This is a genomic window from Nonomuraea longispora (assembly GCF_004348345.1).
GTDB lineage: Bacteria > Actinomycetota > Actinomycetes > Streptosporangiales > Streptosporangiaceae > Nonomuraea > Nonomuraea longispora.
In genome coordinates this window covers 1-17,825 of sequence record NZ_SMJZ01000003.1, presented here as the reverse complement: position 1 = coordinate 17,825, position 17,825 = coordinate 1, and the positions used below count along the sequence as shown (strand labels likewise).

The 17,825-nt window shown below is 71.0% G+C and carries 16 protein-coding genes; 7 read left to right on the top strand and 9 right to left on the bottom strand.

All coding sequences use genetic code 11. From position 1 onward, the window contains the following. Positions 1–184: 184 nt before the first annotated feature. The 8 genes from E1267_RS01400 to E1267_RS01365 form a co-directional block, all read right to left on the bottom strand. On the bottom strand, positions 185–1,129 hold the full coding sequence (locus E1267_RS01400) for a Ppx/GppA phosphatase family protein (protein ID WP_132328828.1): 945 nt from the start codon (positions 1,127–1,129) through the stop codon (positions 185–187). Continuing rightward, positions 1,120–1,608: a DUF501 domain-containing protein gene (locus tag E1267_RS01395; RefSeq protein ID WP_132328826.1), complete on the bottom strand. Its 489-nt coding sequence runs from the start codon at positions 1,606–1,608 to the stop codon at positions 1,120–1,122. Before E1267_RS01395 ends, E1267_RS01400 begins: the two co-directional genes overlap by 10 nt. Beyond that, positions 1,598–2,014 (bottom strand): FtsB family cell division protein, encoded by a 417-nt coding sequence (locus E1267_RS01390; protein ID WP_132328824.1) that lies wholly within the window; start codon positions 2,012–2,014, stop codon positions 1,598–1,600. The genes E1267_RS01395 and E1267_RS01390 overlap by 11 nt, the downstream gene beginning before the upstream one ends. 152 nt (positions 2,015–2,166) lie before the next feature. Further along, positions 2,167–3,444 (bottom strand): phosphopyruvate hydratase, encoded by a 1,278-nt coding sequence (gene eno, locus E1267_RS01385; protein WP_132328822.1) that lies wholly within the window; start codon positions 3,442–3,444, stop codon positions 2,167–2,169. A gap of 57 nt (positions 3,445–3,501) precedes the next feature. Further along, a complete protein-coding gene (locus E1267_RS01380) occupies positions 3,502–4,431 on the bottom strand; it encodes a nucleoside triphosphate pyrophosphohydrolase (RefSeq protein ID WP_132328820.1) in 930 nt (309 codons plus the stop codon). Positions 4,432–4,434: 3 nt separating this feature from the next. Beyond that, the gene (locus E1267_RS01375) at positions 4,435–5,091 is read right to left on the bottom strand and encodes a hypothetical protein (protein WP_132328818.1); all 657 of its coding nucleotides are present in this window, start codon (positions 5,089–5,091) and stop codon (positions 4,435–4,437) included. 30 nt (positions 5,092–5,121) lie between these two features. Then, positions 5,122–8,619 (bottom strand): transcription-repair coupling factor, encoded by a 3,498-nt coding sequence (gene mfd / locus E1267_RS01370; protein ID WP_132328816.1) that lies wholly within the window; start codon positions 8,617–8,619, stop codon positions 5,122–5,124. Between the two features lie 94 nt (positions 8,620–8,713). Next, positions 8,714–9,091, bottom strand: coding sequence for a cupin domain-containing protein (locus tag E1267_RS01365; protein WP_132328814.1), 378 nt, complete (start codon positions 9,089–9,091; stop codon positions 8,714–8,716). Positions 9,092–9,153: 62 nt separating this feature from the next. Between E1267_RS01365 and E1267_RS01360 the strand changes: the two genes are divergently transcribed. The 3 genes from E1267_RS01360 (at position 9,154) to E1267_RS01350 (ending at position 12,065) form a co-directional block, all read left to right on the top strand. Next, positions 9,154–9,873, top strand: coding sequence for a methyltransferase domain-containing protein (locus tag E1267_RS01360; protein WP_132328812.1), 720 nt, complete (start codon positions 9,154–9,156; stop codon positions 9,871–9,873). A gap of 70 nt (positions 9,874–9,943) precedes the next feature. Beyond that, complete coding sequence (gene cysC, locus E1267_RS01355; RefSeq protein ID WP_132328810.1) at positions 9,944–11,158, top strand: adenylyl-sulfate kinase; 1,215 nt, start codon at positions 9,944–9,946, stop codon at positions 11,156–11,158. A gap of 31 nt (positions 11,159–11,189) precedes the next feature. Further along, a complete protein-coding gene (locus E1267_RS01350; protein WP_132328808.1) occupies positions 11,190–12,065 on the top strand; it encodes a sulfite exporter TauE/SafE family protein in 876 nt (291 codons plus the stop codon). Here the strand turns inward: E1267_RS01350 and E1267_RS01345 are convergent. Further along, positions 12,062–13,120 (bottom strand): glycoside hydrolase family 26 protein, encoded by a 1,059-nt coding sequence (locus E1267_RS01345; RefSeq protein ID WP_132328806.1) that lies wholly within the window; start codon positions 13,118–13,120, stop codon positions 12,062–12,064. The two genes, E1267_RS01350 and E1267_RS01345, sit on opposite strands and share 4 nt — an antisense overlap. Before the next feature lie 328 nt (positions 13,121–13,448). On the opposite strand from E1267_RS01345, the gene E1267_RS01340 reads away from it, so the two are divergent. Genes E1267_RS01340 through E1267_RS01325 form a run of 4 tightly spaced genes read left to right on the top strand, consistent with a single transcriptional unit; the run spans position 13,449 to position 17,810 of the window. Next, positions 13,449–14,804 carry a YveK family protein gene (locus E1267_RS01340; RefSeq protein ID WP_132328804.1) on the top strand — a complete coding sequence of 452 codons (1,356 nt, stop codon included), beginning with the start codon at positions 13,449–13,451 and terminating at the stop codon, positions 14,802–14,804. Further along, entirely contained in the window at positions 14,801–16,066 is a 1,266-nt protein-coding gene (locus E1267_RS01335; protein ID WP_132328802.1) for a hypothetical protein, read from the top strand. Before E1267_RS01340 ends, E1267_RS01335 begins: the two co-directional genes overlap by 4 nt. Next, positions 16,063–16,959, top strand: a complete 897-nt coding sequence (locus tag E1267_RS01330; RefSeq protein ID WP_132328800.1) for a hypothetical protein — start codon at positions 16,063–16,065, stop codon at positions 16,957–16,959. Before E1267_RS01335 ends, E1267_RS01330 begins: the two co-directional genes overlap by 4 nt. Continuing rightward, positions 16,956–17,810: a sulfotransferase domain-containing protein gene (locus E1267_RS01325; RefSeq protein ID WP_132328798.1), complete on the top strand. Its 855-nt coding sequence runs from the start codon at positions 16,956–16,958 to the stop codon at positions 17,808–17,810. Before E1267_RS01330 ends, E1267_RS01325 begins: the two co-directional genes overlap by 4 nt. Positions 17,811–17,825: the final 15 nt, after the last annotated feature.

The window sequence follows — 17,825 nt, the reverse complement described above, 5'->3', positions numbered from 1 at the left end:
CCCAACAGACATCATGTGAGTGTGCTCCATTCCTTGAGGGAAGAGGCGCTCGGGAACGGTCGCCACGCCGGCACCTTCCGTGCACAGCGATATGGCAAAGCCCCCGTATGCACCTTTACTCAAGCACAATACTGATCGCGCCCTCAACATGATGCATAGACCGGAAATGTCCGGATTTCTTCAGCTATCGAGCTATGGACCAAGCAATACCGTCAAGGATGTCATGTTCGCTAACAACGACCTGCGGAAATGCGAATCGGCGTACGATCCGGTCGAGAATGAGCGCCCCCGCACCAATTACATCCACCCGTCCCGGATGCATGACCGGAACCGCGGCGCGCTCACCGTGCGTCATCGCGAGCAGCCGCCGCGTCACGTCGTGCACCTGTTCGGCGGACAGGCGCGAATGGTGGATGCGGACCGGGTCGTAGGCGGGCAGATCGAGCGCCATCCCCGCCACCGTCGTCACCGAGCCCGCCAGGCCCACGAGCGTGTGCGCCCGCCGCACCGGCACCGCCGACTCGACGCGGTCGAGCGCCGCCTCGATGTCGGCGACCACGGCCTCCAGAGCGGGCGCCGCCGGCGGGTCGCCGTCACGCAGATGCCGCTCGGTGAGGCGTACGCAGCCGATGTCCACCGACAGCGCCGCCTCGGCGTGCTCCGAGCCGACCACGAACTCCGTGGAACCGCCGCCGATGTCGACCACCAGATAGGGGGGCAGCGGCCCCTGCGGCACCTCGGTCTCGGGCGACAACCTGACCAGGCCCTTGGTCGCGCCCGTGAACGACAGCTCCGCCTCCTCGTCGCCCGTCACGACCTCCGGCTCCACCCCGAAGATCTCGCGCACGCCGGTCACGAACTCCTGCCGGTTGGCCGCGTCCCGGGTGGCGCTCGTGGCCACCACCCGGGTCGCGGTCGCGCCGTGCCTGTCGATCAGCTCGCGGTAGGCGCGCATCGCCTTGAACGTACGGTCGAGCGCGTCGGGGGCCAGCCTGCCGGTGCGGTCGACCCCCTGCCCCAGGCGGACGATCTCCATCCGCCGCTCGACGTCGTCCAGCACGTCATCGCCGACGTCGGCGATGAGCAAACGTACGGAGTTGGTGCCGCAGTCGATCGCGGCTACACGCATGGTCCGTCACTCCACCATTCGGGGAGGGCGTCGAGCGTCTCCCTGCCGATCGGGTTGACGCCGGGCGCCGCCAGCTCGTGGGCGACGAGCGCGTGCAGGCACTTGACCCGCCGCGGCATGCCGCCCGTGCTCTGCATGTCGCGCGGCAGCGGCTCAAGCCCCTGCTCCCGCGCTGCCTGGTCGCGCCTGGCGACGTAGTCGTCGTGGGCGGCCTCGTAGGCCCGCGCCAGCTCCGGCTCGGTGGCCAGCCTCGCCTGCATCTCACGCATCAGGCCGGAGCCCTCCAGCGTCCCGATGGCCGAGGCCGCCTTCGGGCAGGTCAGGTAGTAGAGGGTCGGGAACGGCGAGCCGTCGGGCAGGCGCGGCGCGGTCTCCACGACGTCAGGGTTGCCGCACGGGCAGCGGTGCGCCACCCCGCGCAGCCCTCTGGGAGGCCGGCCCAGCTGCCGCCGCACGACCTCGGCGTCTTCAGCGTCCACCACGTTCCTTCCCGGTGACCGCCCGGCGTCCGGTGTCCTTGTCCGCGGCCTCGACGGACTCCCAGAGCGTTTGGTACCACGGCGGCACCGTCGCGGGCCGCTTCACTTCCGCCTGCTCCTTGCCCCGGCCGGGGGCCATCACGACATAGCACTTCTCGCCCGGGCCGCAGTAGTGCAGCCGCTCCTTGGCGGTCTTCTTGATCCAGTTGGGATCGTCGCTCTGCCGGTCGCGGGCCAGCAGGGCCTGCCGCTCCGCCTCCACCATGGCCTTCTCCTCGAGCGCCTCCGCGATGCTGCGGCGCAGACTGATGTATTCGCGGACAGGGTAGGCCAGGCTCATCGCGATCGCGCACACCACGACGGCCAGGATGGCGGCCCGTCCGGTCAACTGTGGTCTCTTCGCCATGTGCCGCACTCCCTGCTCGTTGCCTCGTCTCCGGAGACGGCCCCGTCGCCGTGAGGAGCCGCCGGCAGAAGCCACCGTAAGGAGCCGCCGGTCACCGCGCCCGCGCTCCCGCCGTCGCATCGGCTAGGGCGTCGGCGCCTCCTCGCTCGAAACTAGCGCCGGAAGCGCGGGAAAGCCGCGCGACCCGCGTAACGGGCGGCGTCGTCCAGAAGCTCCTCGATGCGCAGCAGCTGGTTGTACTTCGCCACCCGGTCGGAACGGGCAGGGGCGCCGGTCTTGATCTGGCCGCAGTTGACCGCCACCGCGAGGTCGGCGATCGTCGTGTCCTCCGTCTCACCGGAACGGTGGCTCATCATGCACCGGTAGCCGCTGCGGTGGGCCAGGTCGACCGCGTCGAGCGTCTCCGACAGCGTGCCGATCTGGTTGACCTTGACCAGCAGGGCGTTGGCCGTTCCCTCCTGGATGCCGCGCTCCAGGCGCTCCGGGTTGGTGACGAACAGGTCGTCGCCGACGAGCTGCACCTTGTCGCCGAGCGCCTCGGTGATGGCCTTCCAGCCGGCCCAGTCCTCCTCGTCGAGCGGGTCCTCGATCGAGACGAGCGGATAGCTCGCGACCAGGTCGGCGTAGAACTCGATGAGCTCCTGCGCCGACAGGCCCTTGCCGTCGATCGTGTAGACGCCGTCCTTGTGGAACTCGGAGGCGGCCACGTCGAGCGCCAGCGCGACGTCCTCGCCCGGCACGTAACCGGCCCGCTCGATCGCCACCAGGATCAGGTCGAGCGCGTCGCGGTTGGACGGCAGGCTGGGCGCGAAGCCGCCCTCGTCGCCCAGCCCCGTGGCGTAGCCCTTCTCCTTGAGCACGCGCTTGAGCGCGTGGTAGACCTCGGTGCCGACGCGCACGGCCTCGCGGAACGTCTCCGCGCCGATCGGTGCGATCATGAACTCCTGGATGTCGACGTTGGTGTCGGCGTGGGCGCCGCCGTTCAGAATGTTCATCATCGGGACGGGCAGCACGTGGGCGTTGGGGCCGCCGACGTAGCGGAAGAGCGGCAGGTCTGCGCTGTCGGCGGCCGCCTTGGCCACGGCCAGCGAGACGCCCAGGATGGAGTTGGCGCCGAGCTTGGCCTTGTTGGGCGTGCGGTCCAGGTCGATCATGATCTGGTCGACGATGCGCTGGTCCTCGGCCTCGACCCCGTGGATCTCATCGAAGATCTCGTCGGTCACGGCGAGCACGGCCTTCTCCACGCCCTTGCCGCCGTAACGGTTGCCACCGTCGCGCAGCTCGACCGCCTCGAACTGGCCGGTGGACGCCCCGCTCGGCACTGCGGCACGGCCAGTGCTGCCGTCGTCGAGCACGACCTCGACCTCGACCGTCGGGTTGCCCCGCGAGTCGAGGATCTCGCGGGCGTATACGACCTCGATGGTAGCCACGGGATGCGCTCCTAAATCGAAAGGCAATATGCCGTCAGAGCCTATCGGTACGTCCGCTCAGCGCGACGACTCCCACGTGCGTACCCTGTCTCGATAGGTGCGGGCGGCGGCCCGCAGCTCGGCCTCGGCGTCGAGCCCGGCCTCCGAGGCCCTGCGCACCAGGTCGAACAGCTCCCTGGCCACTCCCTGGCCGACGGCGGCCGACAGCGCCTCCGGCGCCCCCGCGCGTTCGGCCCTGCGCACGAGCTGGGCGGCGAGCGAGAGCGCCGGCTGCCCCATGGGCACGCCGTCGAGCGCCGACTCCCTGCCCTTGGCCGCCCGCTCCGCCGCCTTGATCGTCTCCCAGTTGTCGTTGACCTCGTCGGCGCTCTCCGCCCGCACCGAGCCGAACACGTGGGGGTGGCGGCGTACGAGCTTGCCGACGATGCCCTCGGCGACGTCGTCCATGTCGAAGCCCTCGGCCACCCGCGCGTGGAAGACCACCTGCAGCAGCAGGTCGCCGAGCTCCTCGCGGAGCGCGGGATAGTCGCCCTGCTCGATCGTCTCCAGCACTTCGTACGCCTCCTCGAGGAGGTACGGCACCAGCGACTCGTGCGTCTGCCTGCGATCCCACGGGCACTCGCTGCGCAGCCGGTCCATCACCGCGACCAGGTCGAGCACCCGCGCCCCCGGCAGGTCGTAGGACCCCGGCATCACCTCGATCAGCGGCGGCTCGTCGAGCCCGATCGCGGCGTTGCCCACCGCCCGCATGAAGGCCTCGTCGTCCTCGGCCAGCCACACGACCGTCCCGGCGACCGCCCTTCGCGCCAGCTCACGCGCGTCGGGCTCGACGACCTCCACCTCGACGCCGGCCTCGGCCAGGTAGGGGAGCTGGGGGTGCGCCGCGTCACCGGTCAGCACCGGCCCTGAGCGCAACGCCTGCCAGGCCTGGTGGCTCAGCAGGCCAGGAGCGACCCTGGGCGAGGTGGTGACGACGATCAGCGGCACGGGCTAACCCTGCTGCTGCGGCTGCTGCGGCTCGGAGGCCTTGCCGAACCTGCCGTTGTCGACGAACATCGCCGGGTTCTGCTGCGAGCGCTGCGGGTTGAGCGCGCCGTAGCGGGGGCTGTAGACGACCTTCACCGAGCTCAGCTCCTTGGTGAGCCGGTCGGCGCCGTCCTGGCCGCTGCCGAACCGCTGGCGCAGCTTCTCCAGGCCGGCGAACGCCATGCCGTAGTCCTGCGCTTCCTGGGGTGCGCTGGCGGCGGGACCGAGCAACAGGTTGAGCTCGGCGGACGGATATTGGCCCGGGTCCTTGAGCACGTTGTCGATCTCGGTCTGGCTCACCTGCACGTTGTGCCGCTCCAGGACCTGCTTGATCATCAGCACGTCGGCCATGCGTCGCAGCACACGCTGGCTGGCCGGTGTGCCCTGCTCCTGCTCCACCGCCTCCTCGAGGCTCCTGCCCGAGAGCGCGGCCTCCAGCTCCGGAGGCAGCTTGACGTTGCGCATGGCGGCGACGTAGGCCTTCGTCTCCTCGTTCAGCTCGCTCGCGGAAATGCGCTCGTTCCCCACCACGGCGGCGGCGCCGGCCTGCATGGGCGAGGAGCAGGCGGTCAGCGCGATGCCCGCCGCCGCGGAGGCCGCAGCCACTCGTATCGACTTCAACGTACGTCCCTTTCCGACCGTAAACCGCCGCTAGCTTACCCGTGCGGGCTCGAGGAACATCGCCTCGACCAGATCGCCACACCATTTGAGCAGGTCGAGGTCGCGCAGCGGCTGCCCGCCCAGCGGCTTGGTCTTGGGAACCGGGACCAGCAGAGTCTCCGCCGCCTGCTTGTATATCGCTTTCTTGTAAAGCCGGTCGAGCCGGACCTGCTGCGACTCCTGCAACCGCACCGGGCCGAACTTGATGTTCTGGCCCTGCAGCGTGACGTCGGACAGCCCGGCCGTGCGCGCCTTGATGCGGAACCTGGCGACCTCCAGCAGGTTCTCCACCTCCCTCGGCGGCCTGCCGTAACGGTCGGTCAGCTCGTCGCGCACCTCGTCGATGTCGGTGGGCGAGGCGATGGCCGCGATCCGTTTGTACGCCTCCAGGCGCAGCCGCTCCGAGGTGACGTAGTCGTGCGGGATGTGGGCGTTGATCGGCAGCTCGACCTTGACGTCGAGCTGTTCCTCCGGCGCCGCGACGCCCGACAGCTTGGCCTTCTGTTCCTGCACGGCCTCGGCCATCAGGCGTACGTAGAGGTCGAACCCGACTCCCGCGATGAACCCTGACTGCTCGGCGCCGAGCACGTTGCCCGCGCCGCGGATCTCGAGGTCCTTCATCGCGACGTACATGCCGGCGCCCATCTCGGTGTGCTGCGAGATCGTGGCCAGCCGCTCGTGCGCGGTCTCGGTCAGCGGCTTCTCCGGCGGGTAGAGGAAGTAGGCGTAGCCGCGTTCCCTGCCTCGCCCGACCCGCCCTCTGAGCTGGTGGAGCTGCGACAGGCCGTAGTTGTCGGCCCGGTCGACGATCAGCGTGTTGGCGTTGGGCACGTCGAGCCCGGACTCGACGATCGTGGTGGAGACGAGCAGGTCGTACTCGCGCTCCCAGAAGCCGATCATGATCTTCTCGAGCTGGTGCTCGTTCATCTGCCCGTGGGCCACGGCGATGCGCGCCTCGGGCACCAGCTCGCGCAGCCGCGCGGCGACCCGGTTGATCGAGGCGACCCGGTTGTGCACGAAGAAGATCTGGCCGTCGCGCATCAGCTCGCGCCTGATCGCCGCCGCGATCTGCTTCTCGTCGTACGGCCCCACGAACGTGAGGATCGGGTGCCGTTCCTCGGGCGGCGTGAGGATCGTGGACATCTCGCGGATGCCGGTCAGCCCCATCTCCAGCGTGCGCGGGATCGGCGTGGCCGACATGGCCAGCACGTCGACCTGCGTGCGGAGATGTTTCATCGCCTCTTTGTGCTCGACGCCGAACCGCTGCTCCTCGTCGATGATGATCAGCCCGAGTTCCTTGAACCTGACCTCGGGGCTGAGCAGCCGGTGCGTGCCGATCACGACGTCGACGGCCCCGGCCCTGAGGCCTTCGAGGGTGGCCTTGACCTCGCCGTCGGTCTGGAAGCGCGAGACGGCCCTGATCTCGACGGGGAAGCTGGAGAACCGCTCGGCGAACGTCGACATGTGCTGCTGCACCAGCAGCGTCGTGGGCACCAGCACGGCGACCTGCTTGCCGTCCTGCACCGCCTTGAACACCGCCCGCACCGCGATCTCGGTCTTGCCGTAGCCGACGTCGCCGCAGATCAGCCGGTCCATCGGGACGCCGCGCTCCATGTCGCGCTTGACCTCGTCGATGGCCTCCAGCTGGTCGCCGGTCTCGGCGTAGGGGAAGGCGTCCTCCATCTCCCGCTGCCACGGGGTGTCGGCCCCGAAGGCGTGCCCTGGCGAGGCCATGCGGGCGGAGTAAAGTCTGATCAGCTCTCCGGCGATCTCCTTGACCGCCTTCTTCGCCCGCGACTTGGCCTTGGCCCAGTCGGCGCCGCCCATGCGGTTGAGCGTGGGCGCCTCGCCGCCGACATAGCGGGTGACCTCGTCGAGCTGGTCGGTGGGCACGTAGAGGCGGTCGCCCTTGGCATATTCGATGACGAGATATTCGCGGGTGGCGCCCTGGACCGTGCGCTGCACCATCTCGACGTAGCGGCCCACGCCGTGCTGCTCGTGCACCACGTGGTCGCCGACCTTGAGCTGCAGCGGGTCGACCATGTTGCGGCGGCGCGAGGGCAGCCGCCGCATGTCCTTGGTCGACGCCTTCTGCCCGACCAGGTCGAGATGGGTGAGCACGGCCAGGCCCGGCGTGATGAAGCCGTGCTCGATCAGGCCGGTCGTGACGTGCACGACCCGGGGCTCGGGCGGCTGGTCGAGGAACTCCCGCAGCCTCGCGGGCACGTCGACGCCCTTGAGCAGCTCCACCATGCGCTCCGCGGGCCCGTGGCCCTCGCTGAGCAGCACGACCGCCTTGCCCTCGGCCAGCCAGCCCTTGATGTCGGCCAGCGCCCTGGCGGTGTCGCCGCGGTAGGCCTCGGAGTCGTGCGCGTCCAGCTCGACGCCCGCGCCGAACGGGGCCATGGTCCACCAGGGCTGGCCCAGCGCGTCCGCGTGCGTACGGATCTCCTCGAGCGAGCGGAACGCCGCCGCCCCCAGGTCGATGGGCGCCTCGCCGCCGGCCGCCGCGTTGATCCACGAGGCCTCCAGGAACTCCTGCGAGGTGTGGACGAGCTCCTCCGCCCGGCTCCTGATGCGCTCGGGGTCGCACACGAACACCGCCGACCTGGCCGGCAGGTGGTCGAGCAGCAGATCCATATCCCCTGCCAGCACGGGCGCGAACGCCTCCATGCCCTCCACCGGCGTGCCGTCGGCGAGCTGGTCGAGCACCTCGGCCAGCGCCGGGTGCCGCTCGGCCAGCTCGCGGGCCCTGGCCCTGACCTCGTCGGTCAGCAGCAGCTCGCGGCACGGCGGCGCGAACAACCCGTCCTCGGCCGCCTCCAGCGAGCGCTGGTCGGCCACCTTGAACCAGCGGATCTCCTCGACCGTGTCACCCCAGAACTCCAGCCGCAGCGGGTGCTCCTCGGTCGGAGGGAAGACGTCGAGCAGCCCGCCGCGCACGGCCACCTCGCCGCGCTTCTCCACCATGTCGACCCGGTGGTAGCCGTTGTCGACGAGGTTGGTGACCACCTCGTCGAGGTCGGCGTCGTCGCCCGCGCGCAGCCTGATCGGCTCCAGGTCGCCGAGCCCTTTCACGATCGGCTGCAGCAGCGCCCTGAGCGGCGTCACGATCACGCTGAGCGGCCCGGCGGCGGTGTCGTCCTTGATCGGGTGGGCCAGCCGCCTGAGGACCGCGAGCCGCTGGCCGACGGTGTCGCTGCGCGGTGAGAGCCGCTCGTGCGGCAGCGTCTCCCACGCGGGGAACACCGCCACCGAGCCCTGCTCCGCGGGGTCGATCAGGCTGGTCAGCGCCGCGGCCAGGTCTTCGGCCTCGCGCCCCGTCGCGGTGACGGCGAGCACGGTGCGCTGGTCGTGACCCGCGAGGGCGGCCACGCCGAACGGCCGCAGCGCGGACGGCGCGACCAGCGCGACATCGCCGCCCTCGTCGAGGGCGGCGGCCAGTTTCGGGTCAGCGCGAACAAGGTCAAGCAGTCCGGAAAGACTCATCAGATACGCCCACAGCCCCACTTGCGGCAACACGACTACCCCCGGCCGGGACAGGTCGCGGGGGTTCCTTACCCAGGGTACTCGCCGCTCCGGCTCACCCGAGCTTGTAGCCGGGCACCGAGGGCCAGCGCACGGTGAGCACGGTGGAGGCCGCCTCCGCGCGCCACGAATGGTCGACGCCCTTGCCCCAGACCACGTAGTCGCCCTGCTCGGCCAGCAGCACGTCGCGGCCGCGGAACTCGACCACGAAACGCCCGCTGATCAGGACGAGCAGGGCGGTACGCGTCTCGCCGACGGCCCACGCCGCCCGGCGGTCGCCCGGCGGGTGCACACCCCACTTGATCTCGACGTCCTCGCTGTGGCGCGGATCTCCGGGGGGCTTGAAATGGCCGAGGAGCCAGCCGGCGTCACCCGCGCCGTCGACGCCCGCGTTGCCCACGTAGATCCGCGACTCGGGCACCTCATCGCTCACAGGCCAGGACGCTAGCAGGGAAATGCATTACTCATCACGATTGATTGATTACTGTGGGTGACATGTCTGAGGTGCGATCTGTCGCCCAGCGGGGCGACCTCTTCGGTCAGCGGGTCCGCGAGCACTGCGCGATGCAGCCGCACAGGCGGCTCGACGTGCTGGTCGCCGGCTGCGCGCAGGACGGGCCGCTCGTCCTCGAGCACGTCGAGACCAGAGCCACGGGAGCCGACGAGGATCACCCCGTCATCCGGCGGATTCTCGAGGAGCGGGCAGACCTCGCGTCGTGGTCGCTCGGCGACCTGCGCTGCGTGCCCATGCCGCCCAGGTCCTACGACGTGGTGCAGGTGTCGTTCCTGCTGGAGCGGGTCAGGCACGCCGAGCTGGTCTTCGACCGCCTGCTGCAGTCGCTGCGCCCGGGCGGCCTGGTGCTGCTGCGTATGCGCGACCGCGGGTCCGCCTACGGCCTGCTCGACCGGGTGACGCCGTCGTGGCTGCGCGGCCTGCTGTGGCGCTCGCTCGTGCCGCCGGGCTGGCCGGGCCCGCTGCCTGCCGTCTACGAGCCGCTGTCGTCGAGCGACGGCCTGCACGCGTTCTGTCTCAGCCGCGGCCTCATGATCACCGACGAGCTGCGCAACACCAGCGGTCCCGCACGCTCGCGCCGCATCGGCGCCGCCGCCATCGCGGCGATCTCCAAGCTGACCAACGACCGCTATCCCGCCTCCCACGACGAGATCACCATGGTGATCAGGAAGCCCCAGCACCACTTCGCCCGGCTCATCTAGTGCCACACTGTTTCCACCCGCTAGGATTCTTTCCTACCAATTCAATCGGATTAGTTGGGATGAGGGATACGTGGAGTGGACCCCCGACCCGCGCGAGCTGGCCGATCTCGAGCTGCTGGTCTGCGGCGCGTTCGAGCCGCTGACCGGGTTCCTCGGGCACGACGACCTGCGCACCGTGCGCGAGCGCGGCACGCTCGCCGACGGCACTCCGTGGCCGGCTCCCGTCACCCTCCATCTGCCCGCCGACGTCACTCCGGGCGACGAGGTCACGCTGCTCGACCCCGAAGGGTTGCCGCTGGCCGCGCTCACGGTGACCGCCCACGAGCCCGACGGGCTGACCTCCGGTCCCGTCCGCGGCCTCGGCACGCCCGAGCACGGGCCGTTCGCGCGCCTGCGGCGCACGCCGGCCGACGTGCGGGCCGAGCTCGGCGGCCGGCCCGCGCTCGCCGTCACGATGCGTGGGCCACTCGACGACCTCTCCGAGATCGTCGCCACCGCGAAAGAGCTCGACGCGGTGATCCTGCTGCTCCCCCTGGCCTACGGCGAGGCCGGCCCCGCCGTCGTACGCGCCGCGCTGCGCGCACGTGACCAACTGCCCGGGGACACGCTCGTCGTCTCCGTCCCCCTGGCGCCGCGCGACGAGCCGGAGATCGATGTGGAGCTGCGCGAGCACGTCGCCACCTCCTACGGCGCGACCGAGCACCTGCCGGGGCCCGACCCCGTGCACATCCCGGGCCCGCCGCACCGGCGCGGCCTCGTGGTCTTCTTCACCGGGCTGTCCGGCTCCGGCAAGTCCACCATCGCCCGCGGCGTGCGCGACGCGCTGCTGGAGCTCGGCACCCGCACGGTGACCTACCTCGACGGCGACGTGGTGCGCCACCTGCTGTCCAAGGGCCTGACCTTCTCCAAGGCCGACCGCGACCTGAACATCCGCCGCATCGGCTTCGTCGCCGCCGAGGCCGCCAGGCACGGCGGCCTGGCGATCTGCGCGCCCATCGCCCCCTACGCGGCCACCCGCGCGGAGGTGCGCGAGACGGTCGAGTCCGTCGGCGCGGACTTCCTGCTCGTGCACGTCGCCACGCCGCTGGAGGAGTGCGAGCGGCGCGACCGCAAGGGCCTGTACGCCAAGGCCCGCGCCGGCCTCATACCCGAGTTCACCGGCGTCTCCGACCCCTACGAGGAGCCGGACGACGCCGATCTGACCATCGACACCACGCACATCACGATCGAGGCGGCCGTCTCCCGGGTCCTGGAGACGCTGAGATCAGGAGGGTGGGTCCGGTGACGGAGCCGTGGAGGGCAGTGGTGAGTGACCGATGAGCGCGGATCCGGCGCTGATCGGCGGGTCGTTCCTGGTGGCGATCGTGGTGGGCCTGACCGGCATGGGCGGCGGAGCCCTCATGACGCCCATGATGATGTTGTTCTTCAACGTCCCGCCGCTGGCCGCCGTCTCGAGCGACCTGGTCGCCTCGGCCGTGATGAAGCCGGTCGGCGGCGTGGTGCACCTGCGCACCGGCACGGTCAACCTGCGCCTGGTGGCCTGGTTGTGCGCGGGTTCGGTGCCGGCCGCGTTCTGCGGGGTGTTCCTGGCCAGGGCGTTCGCGGTCACCGACGCGGTCAAGTACGCCCTCGGTGTGGCCCTGCTGCTGGCCGTGGCCGGCATGGCGGTCAAGACCTGGCTCGGCGGGAGGGGCGGCACGTCGAGCGCGCATGAGATCGTCGTGCGCCCAATTCCGACCCTACTGGTCGGTACGGTAGGCGGGCTGGTCGTCGGCGTCTCGTCCGTCGGGTCGGGATCGCTGATCATCGTGGCCCTGCTCGCCCTCTATCCGGCGCTCAAGGCCAACCAGCTCGTCGGCACGGATCTCGTGCAGGCCGTGCCGCTGGTCGTCTCCGCGGCGCTCGGGCATCTGCTGTTCGGCGACTTCCAGGCGGACCTCACGCTGTCGCTGCTCATCGGCTCGATCCCGGGCGTCTATCTCGGCGCCAGGATCTCCTCGCGCGCACCGGGCGGCCTCATCAGGGCGATGCTGGCGATCGTCCTGCTCGCCTCCGCACTCAAGCTGCTCGACGTGGACAACACGGTCACGGTCTGCGCCCTGGCCGCCGCCACCGTGGTCACCGTCGTGGGGTGGCGTCTGCGCGACAGGGCCGAGACACCCCGGCCTCGGGAGACGGTCGGCACCCGCTAGGGCCGCGGCACGGGGGTCGCGCGGAAGTAGGGGTCGCGGGCGAGCGCGGTGAACGCGCGGCCGGCCGCCTCGTCGGAGTCGAAGCTGGTGTCGCCGCGCGGCGCCTGCGGCGAATCGAAGTAGATCAGCGCCTTGATCTGGGGATAACGCTTGATCTGGCGGCGTACGGACTCGAAGAAGGCCCGCTTGAACGAGCGGTCGAGCGGCCGCGAGAAGGCTCCCCACTCGGCGACCATGACCGGCTTGCCGGGGAAGCGGGCCTGCATCCACCGGTAGAAGCCGGGCCAGTCGGGATATTCCTTGCGGGTCTTGTTCACGAGGCTTTCGAAGTCGTCGACCCGGTGGTCGGCGTAGGGGTCCATGGCCACCCAGTCGACCACGTCGTCGCCCGGGTAGAGGTCCTCGAACCAGGGTTTGGCCGCCCAGTTGGGCGCCCCCATGTACGTCATCACCGTGACGGCGTTCTTCACGCCCTGCTCGCGCAGCCTGAGCACGATGTGCCGGAACATCGCCGCGTAGTCGGTGGCCTGCATGCCCGAGCCCGACGAGGAGTCCACGTCGTTCTCCGGCTCGTGGTGCAGGGTGAGGAAGAAGCGTTCGGGGAAGGTGCGCCGGAGGTAGCCGGCCAGGCGGTCGATCCTCGCGTCGAGCGCGCCGTCGGCGATCTCGGCCCACTTGTGGTCGAACGACGGCTTCCAGTTGATCAGGAGCAGCCTCGGCCTGGCCGGGTCGCGGGCCAGCCTGACCTCGGCGTCGGTCGGGAACAACTCGCTGCCCCGGTGATAGACGTGCAGCACGTCGGCGCCGGCGTGCATGCGCGACTCGGCGCCGCGCAACGCCTCCTCCACCGGGGCGCCGGTGAAGATCTCCGGCGCGATGCCCCACCAAGCGCCGCACGACGGGATGAGCTTGCTGGTGGCCGTGCACGCGGGCGGGCCCGCGACGTCACGTGCCGGCTCCTCGACCACGACCGGCGCCCCGGCGGTGGTGTCGGCCACGGTGGAGCAGGCGGCCAGCGTCGCGGCCACGGCCAGGATCAGGCCGGCGAATGCCACGTGTGTCGTGTTCTGAGAAATTCCCCGTTGCCGCAAAGCCTTCCAACCCCCCTTGTCGAACGACCCTGCCTGTCAAACCTGAACCTTGCCATGTCATTCCGCGAACTTCAGCCAGTGTGGAAGTCTCCCCACGTCACCAGGGCCGCCAGTCCGCCCGAATTTTCTGCATATTTCGATTTATGGAGGGGCTTCTTTGTGGCCGTACCGGAGAAAATCTTGTGTATTCAGCCGAGGTGAAGGCGGGCGGCCCTATAGTGGGCGCACATCCAGGCCGGTGACGCAGAGTCGCTGATCCATGACGACGTGCACATGACCCAGGAGAGCCCTCATGAGCCTGCCGCCGGACCCCCAGGTCCCCCGCTCCGGCGCCCGCCTGGACGAGCATCTCGGGCCTCTGCGCCGGCGGTGGGCGATCCTCACCGGATGCGTCCTGACCGGCGGGGCCACCGGGCTCGGGCTGCTGTGGCTCACACCGGCCGCCTACACCGCGACCACGCAGGTGCTCGTCATGCCCGTCGGCACGCAGGAGCCGGGCAACCAGGTGACCAACCGCCAGCGCGAGGCGCTCAACCTCGACACCGAGGCCCAGGTCGCCCAGTCGGCCGTGGTCGCCGAGCGGGCCGCCATGGCGCTGCGGGCCGCCGGCCCCGCTGAGCCCGCTGAGCCCGCGGAGCTCGCGGAGCTCGATGAGCTTGAGGTCTCGGTGCCGCCCAACTCCTCCGTGTTGCAGATCGCGGTGACCGCCGCCGAGCCGGCCGCCGCAGCCGCCCGGTCGCACGCCTACGCCGAGGCCTACCTCGCCCACCGACGCCACAACGCGCTGACCGCGATGGCCGAGCAGCAGCGGACGGTCCTCGGCAAGTACAGGCACGTCAGCTCCGCGATCGAGGCGACGATCAAACGACTGCACACGCTGCCCAGGGGCAGCGCCGAGCACGCCATCGCCGCCCAGCGCCAGACCGTGCTCAACCGGCAGGCCGCCAACCTCGCGCTGAAGTACGACGAACTGCGCACCGTCGCGGTGACCCCCGGCGCGATCATCAGCAAGGCCGAGCCGCCGACCGAGCCGAGCCGTCCCGCCCTGCCGCTCCACCTCGGCACCGGGATCATGGCCGGGCTGCTCGCCGGCGTCGCCGCCGCCCAGGCCCGCGACCGGCTCGACACCCGGCTGCGCACGGCCGCCGACATCGAGCGGCTCACCGGCCTGCCCGTCCTCGCCGACCTGTCGGATCCGCACGAGCACGACCTGCCCCACGATCTCGCCAGCGCCGTGGTCGCCGCATGCCCCGGCACCCGGTTGCTGGTCAAGGCGCTGCCCGCGCACCTCTACCTCTCGTCACCCGCCGAGCCGCTCACGGTCGGCGCCCCGCTGACGGTGCTCGACGGCTCCGACGTGCGCGACCTGTCCAGGGCCGACGCGGCCCTGCTGCTCGTCGGGCTCGGCCTGGTCACCTCCACCGAGGTCACGGCCGCGCTACGCCGCCTGGCCCGGCACGACGTGCCCGTCATCGGCGCGGTGGCGGCCACCGACGCGGTGCCGGCGTTCGTCCCCTTCATCGAGGCACGCCCGCACGCCTCGCTCGGCAAGCTCGTCGCGACCGGCGAGCTGGAAGTGAGCGTGCCCGCGGAGGGCACGCGCATGGAGGCGCTGCACCGGCCCAGGCGGCGGGGCAACCCGGCGTGAAAGGCCCCGCGTGGCCCATCGCCGCACTGCTGGTCGGCTATCCGATCTGGTGGGCGCTCGGGTTCGGTGGCCTGTCGGTGATCGTCGTGGCGGCGCCCATGGCGGTGATCCTCTGGCGGCGCAGGCCGATCAGGGTACCGCGCGGGTTCGGGTGGTGGCTGCTGCTGCTGGCCGGCTATCTGGTGAGCGGGCTGATGCTGGCGGAGATGCCGCCCGGCACCTACGGCGAGCTCGGGCCGGGCCGGATCATCGGCTACGGCATGCGGCTCACGCTCTACGTGGCGATCCTCGTCGTGGTGCTCTACCTCGGCAACCTGACCGAGCGCGAGCTGCCGCAGCTGCGCCTGGTGCGGATGATGGGCGCGCTCTTCGTCACCACGGTCGCGGGCGGGCTGCTCGGCGTGCTGTTCCCGTCGTTCTCCTTCACCTCACCGGTCGAGCTGCTGCTGCCCGGCTGGATCGGCGAGAACCCGTTCGTCCAGAACCTCATCCATCCCACCGCCGGCCAGACGCAGAAGGTGCTCGGCTACGCCATGCCGAGGCCGGAGGCGCCGTACGAGTGGGCCAATGCGTGGGGCAGCAACGTGTCGGTGCTGCTGGTCTGGTTCGTGGTCGGCTGGTGGGTCTACGGCGGCCGGCTGCGTAGGGTGCTCGCCGTCGTGCTGATCGCCCTGGCCGCCGTCCCCATCGTGTACTCGCTCAACCGCGGCCTGTGGATCGGGCTCGGCCTGGCCGTGCTCTACCTGATCGTCCGGGTGGGAGGGCGTACGCGGGTCGCGCTCTGCGGGGGCGTGGCCGTGGCGGCGCTGGCGTTCGCGCTCAGCCCGCTCGCCCCTCTGTTCGCGCAGCGGCTGGACAAGCCGCACTCCAACGACATCAGGGCCTTCACCGTGAGCGCGACGCTCGCCGCCGCCACGCACTCCCCGGTCATCGGCTACGGCAACACGCGCAACGCGACGGGCAACCACCGCACGATCACCACGGGCAAGACCCAGTGGTGCACGGGCTGCGGGCATCCGCCGCTGGGCGGCGACGGGCAGCTCTGGCTGCTCATCATGACGCAGGGCTTCACCGGGGCGGCGCTCTACGTGGCGTTCTTCGCGGGGGCCATCCGGCGTCACTGGCGTGACCGCAGCCCCGTCGGGCTGGCCGGGGTGCTCGTGATGGGGCTCGTGCTGCTCTACATGTTCGTCTACGACGGCCTGGTCACGCCGCTCAGCCTGTACCTCATCTCGTTCGCCATCCTGTGGAGGAATGCATGACCGACGCCGCGGTCCGCCTCGGATATCTCGCGGAGACCGTGCGGCTGCTGTATCCGGGGCCGGGCTCGCCCCGCCCGTACACCGTGCTGCCGCACACGGCCCTGCCGCGCCGGCTCGCGCCGCGCCGCTGGTGGCACGTGGGGGCGCCGGTCGTGGTGCCGGTCGAGGGCTCGATCGCCGCGTACCTCAGCGAGGTCTTCGCTCGGCCGGTCGAGACGGTCCTGCACGTACGCCCGGCGCGACGGGCGAACCGCAAGCCCGTGCTGGAGGCGCGTTCGGAGGGGCGGCGGCTCGCGTTCGTGAAGATCGGCGACAGCCCGCGCGCCCGTGAGCTGGTCGCCGCCGAGGCGGCCGCTCTGCGCAGGCTGGCCGGGTGGCCGCTGGACACGGTGGTCGCGCCCAGGGTGTTGCACCACGGCTGCTGGAAAGGGCTCGCGGTGCTGGCGCTCGCGCCGCTGCCGGTCCGGCGTGGCCGGGTGCGCGAGCCGCTGCGGCTGGCCGCGATCAAGGAGATCGCGGCGACCGGCGGGCCGTCGCCGGCCTGGCACGGCGACCTCGCGCCCTGGAACATGTGCCCCTCCCCAGACGGCCGCCTGCTTGTGTGGGACTGGGAACGGTACGAGATCGGCGTGCCCTACGGGCTCGACGCCCTGCACCACTTCTTCCAGCGGGCCCTGCGCAGGATGAGCCCTCAGGTAGCGGCGCGCGCCTGCCTGGCCCAGTCCGTACGCGTGCTCGCGCCCCTGGGCGTGTCGGCGTCGGAGGCCAGGCAAACCGCCCTGCGGTACCTGATCGCGCTGGCCGGCAGGCACGCCGACGACGGCCACGCTCCGCTCGGTCCTCCCGAGACCTGGCTCTGCCCGGTGGTCGACCACGAGGAGCTGCTGACATGAAGGCGCTGAAGGCGCCGGTGTTGTCGTTGTCCAGGATCACGGGCAGGTTCACGTCGGGCGCTCGCATGGTGCCGTCGTTCCTGATCGTGGGGGCGCAGCGGTGCGGCACCACCTCGCTCTACCGCGCCCTGGAACGCCATCCGCTGCTGCTCAAGCCGGTGCTGCACAAGGGCGTGCACTATTTCGACGTCGGCTACGAGCGGGGGATGTCCTGGTATCAGGGCCACTTCCCGCTGCGGGCCGGCGCGGCGCTGCTCGGCCGCCGGTACGCCGCGCGGGCGCTGGCGTTCGAGTCGTCCCCCTACTACCTGTTCCATCCGCTGGCCGGGGAGCGCATCGCGGCCGACCTGCCGGGCGTGAAGCTGATCGTGCTGGTGCGCGACCCGGTCGAGCGGGCCTGTTCCGCGCACGCCCACGAGCTGGCCAGGGGTTTCGAGACGGAGTCGCACTTCGAGCGCGCGGTGGAGCTGGAGGAGCAGCGCCTGGCGGGGGCGGAGGAGCTGCTGCGCGACGATCCCTTCGCGCTCCACCACGCGCATCGCCACCAGGCCTACCTCGCCCGCGGCCGCTACGCCGACCAGCTCGACCGGCTGGAGCCGCTGTTCGGGCGCGAGCGCATCCTGGTGCTCGACAGCCACCTGTTCTTCGCCCGGCCGAAGGCGGTCTACGACCGGGTGCTGGACTTTCTTGAGGTGCCCCGGCTGGGCTATCCGGAGTTCGAGCGGCACAACGGCCGGGCGTTGCCGCGCCGGGTGTCACCCGATCTGGCGGGGTCGCTGCGGGAGCACTTCGCTCCGTACGACGCCCGGCTGGCGCGGTGGCTGGGCGGTGAGCCGTCGTGGCGTCAGTGATCGCCTCGGTGGGGC

Bases quoted from the DNA above. Each gene is read 5' to 3' on its own strand.
- E1267_RS01325 (WP_132328798.1), top strand. From the start codon at position 16,956: ATGAAGGCGCTGAAGGCGCCGGTGTTGTCGTTGTCCAGGATCACGGGC.
- E1267_RS01390 (WP_132328824.1), bottom strand. From the start codon at position 2,014: ATGGCGAAGAGACCACAGTTGACCGGACGGGCCGCCATCCTGGCCGTC.
- E1267_RS01400 (WP_132328828.1), bottom strand. From the start codon at position 1,129: ATGCGTGTAGCCGCGATCGACTGCGGCACCAACTCCGTACGTTTGCTC.
- E1267_RS01340 (WP_132328804.1), top strand. From the start codon at position 13,449: ATGAGCCTGCCGCCGGACCCCCAGGTCCCCCGCTCCGGCGCCCGCCTG.
- mfd (WP_132328816.1), bottom strand. From the start codon at position 8,619: ATGAGTCTTTCCGGACTGCTTGACCTTGTTCGCGCTGACCCGAAACTG.
- E1267_RS01360 (WP_132328812.1), top strand. From the start codon at position 9,154: ATGTCTGAGGTGCGATCTGTCGCCCAGCGGGGCGACCTCTTCGGTCAG.
- E1267_RS01330 (WP_132328800.1), top strand. From the start codon at position 16,063: ATGACCGACGCCGCGGTCCGCCTCGGATATCTCGCGGAGACCGTGCGG.
- E1267_RS01350 (WP_132328808.1), top strand. From the start codon at position 11,190: ATGAGCGCGGATCCGGCGCTGATCGGCGGGTCGTTCCTGGTGGCGATC.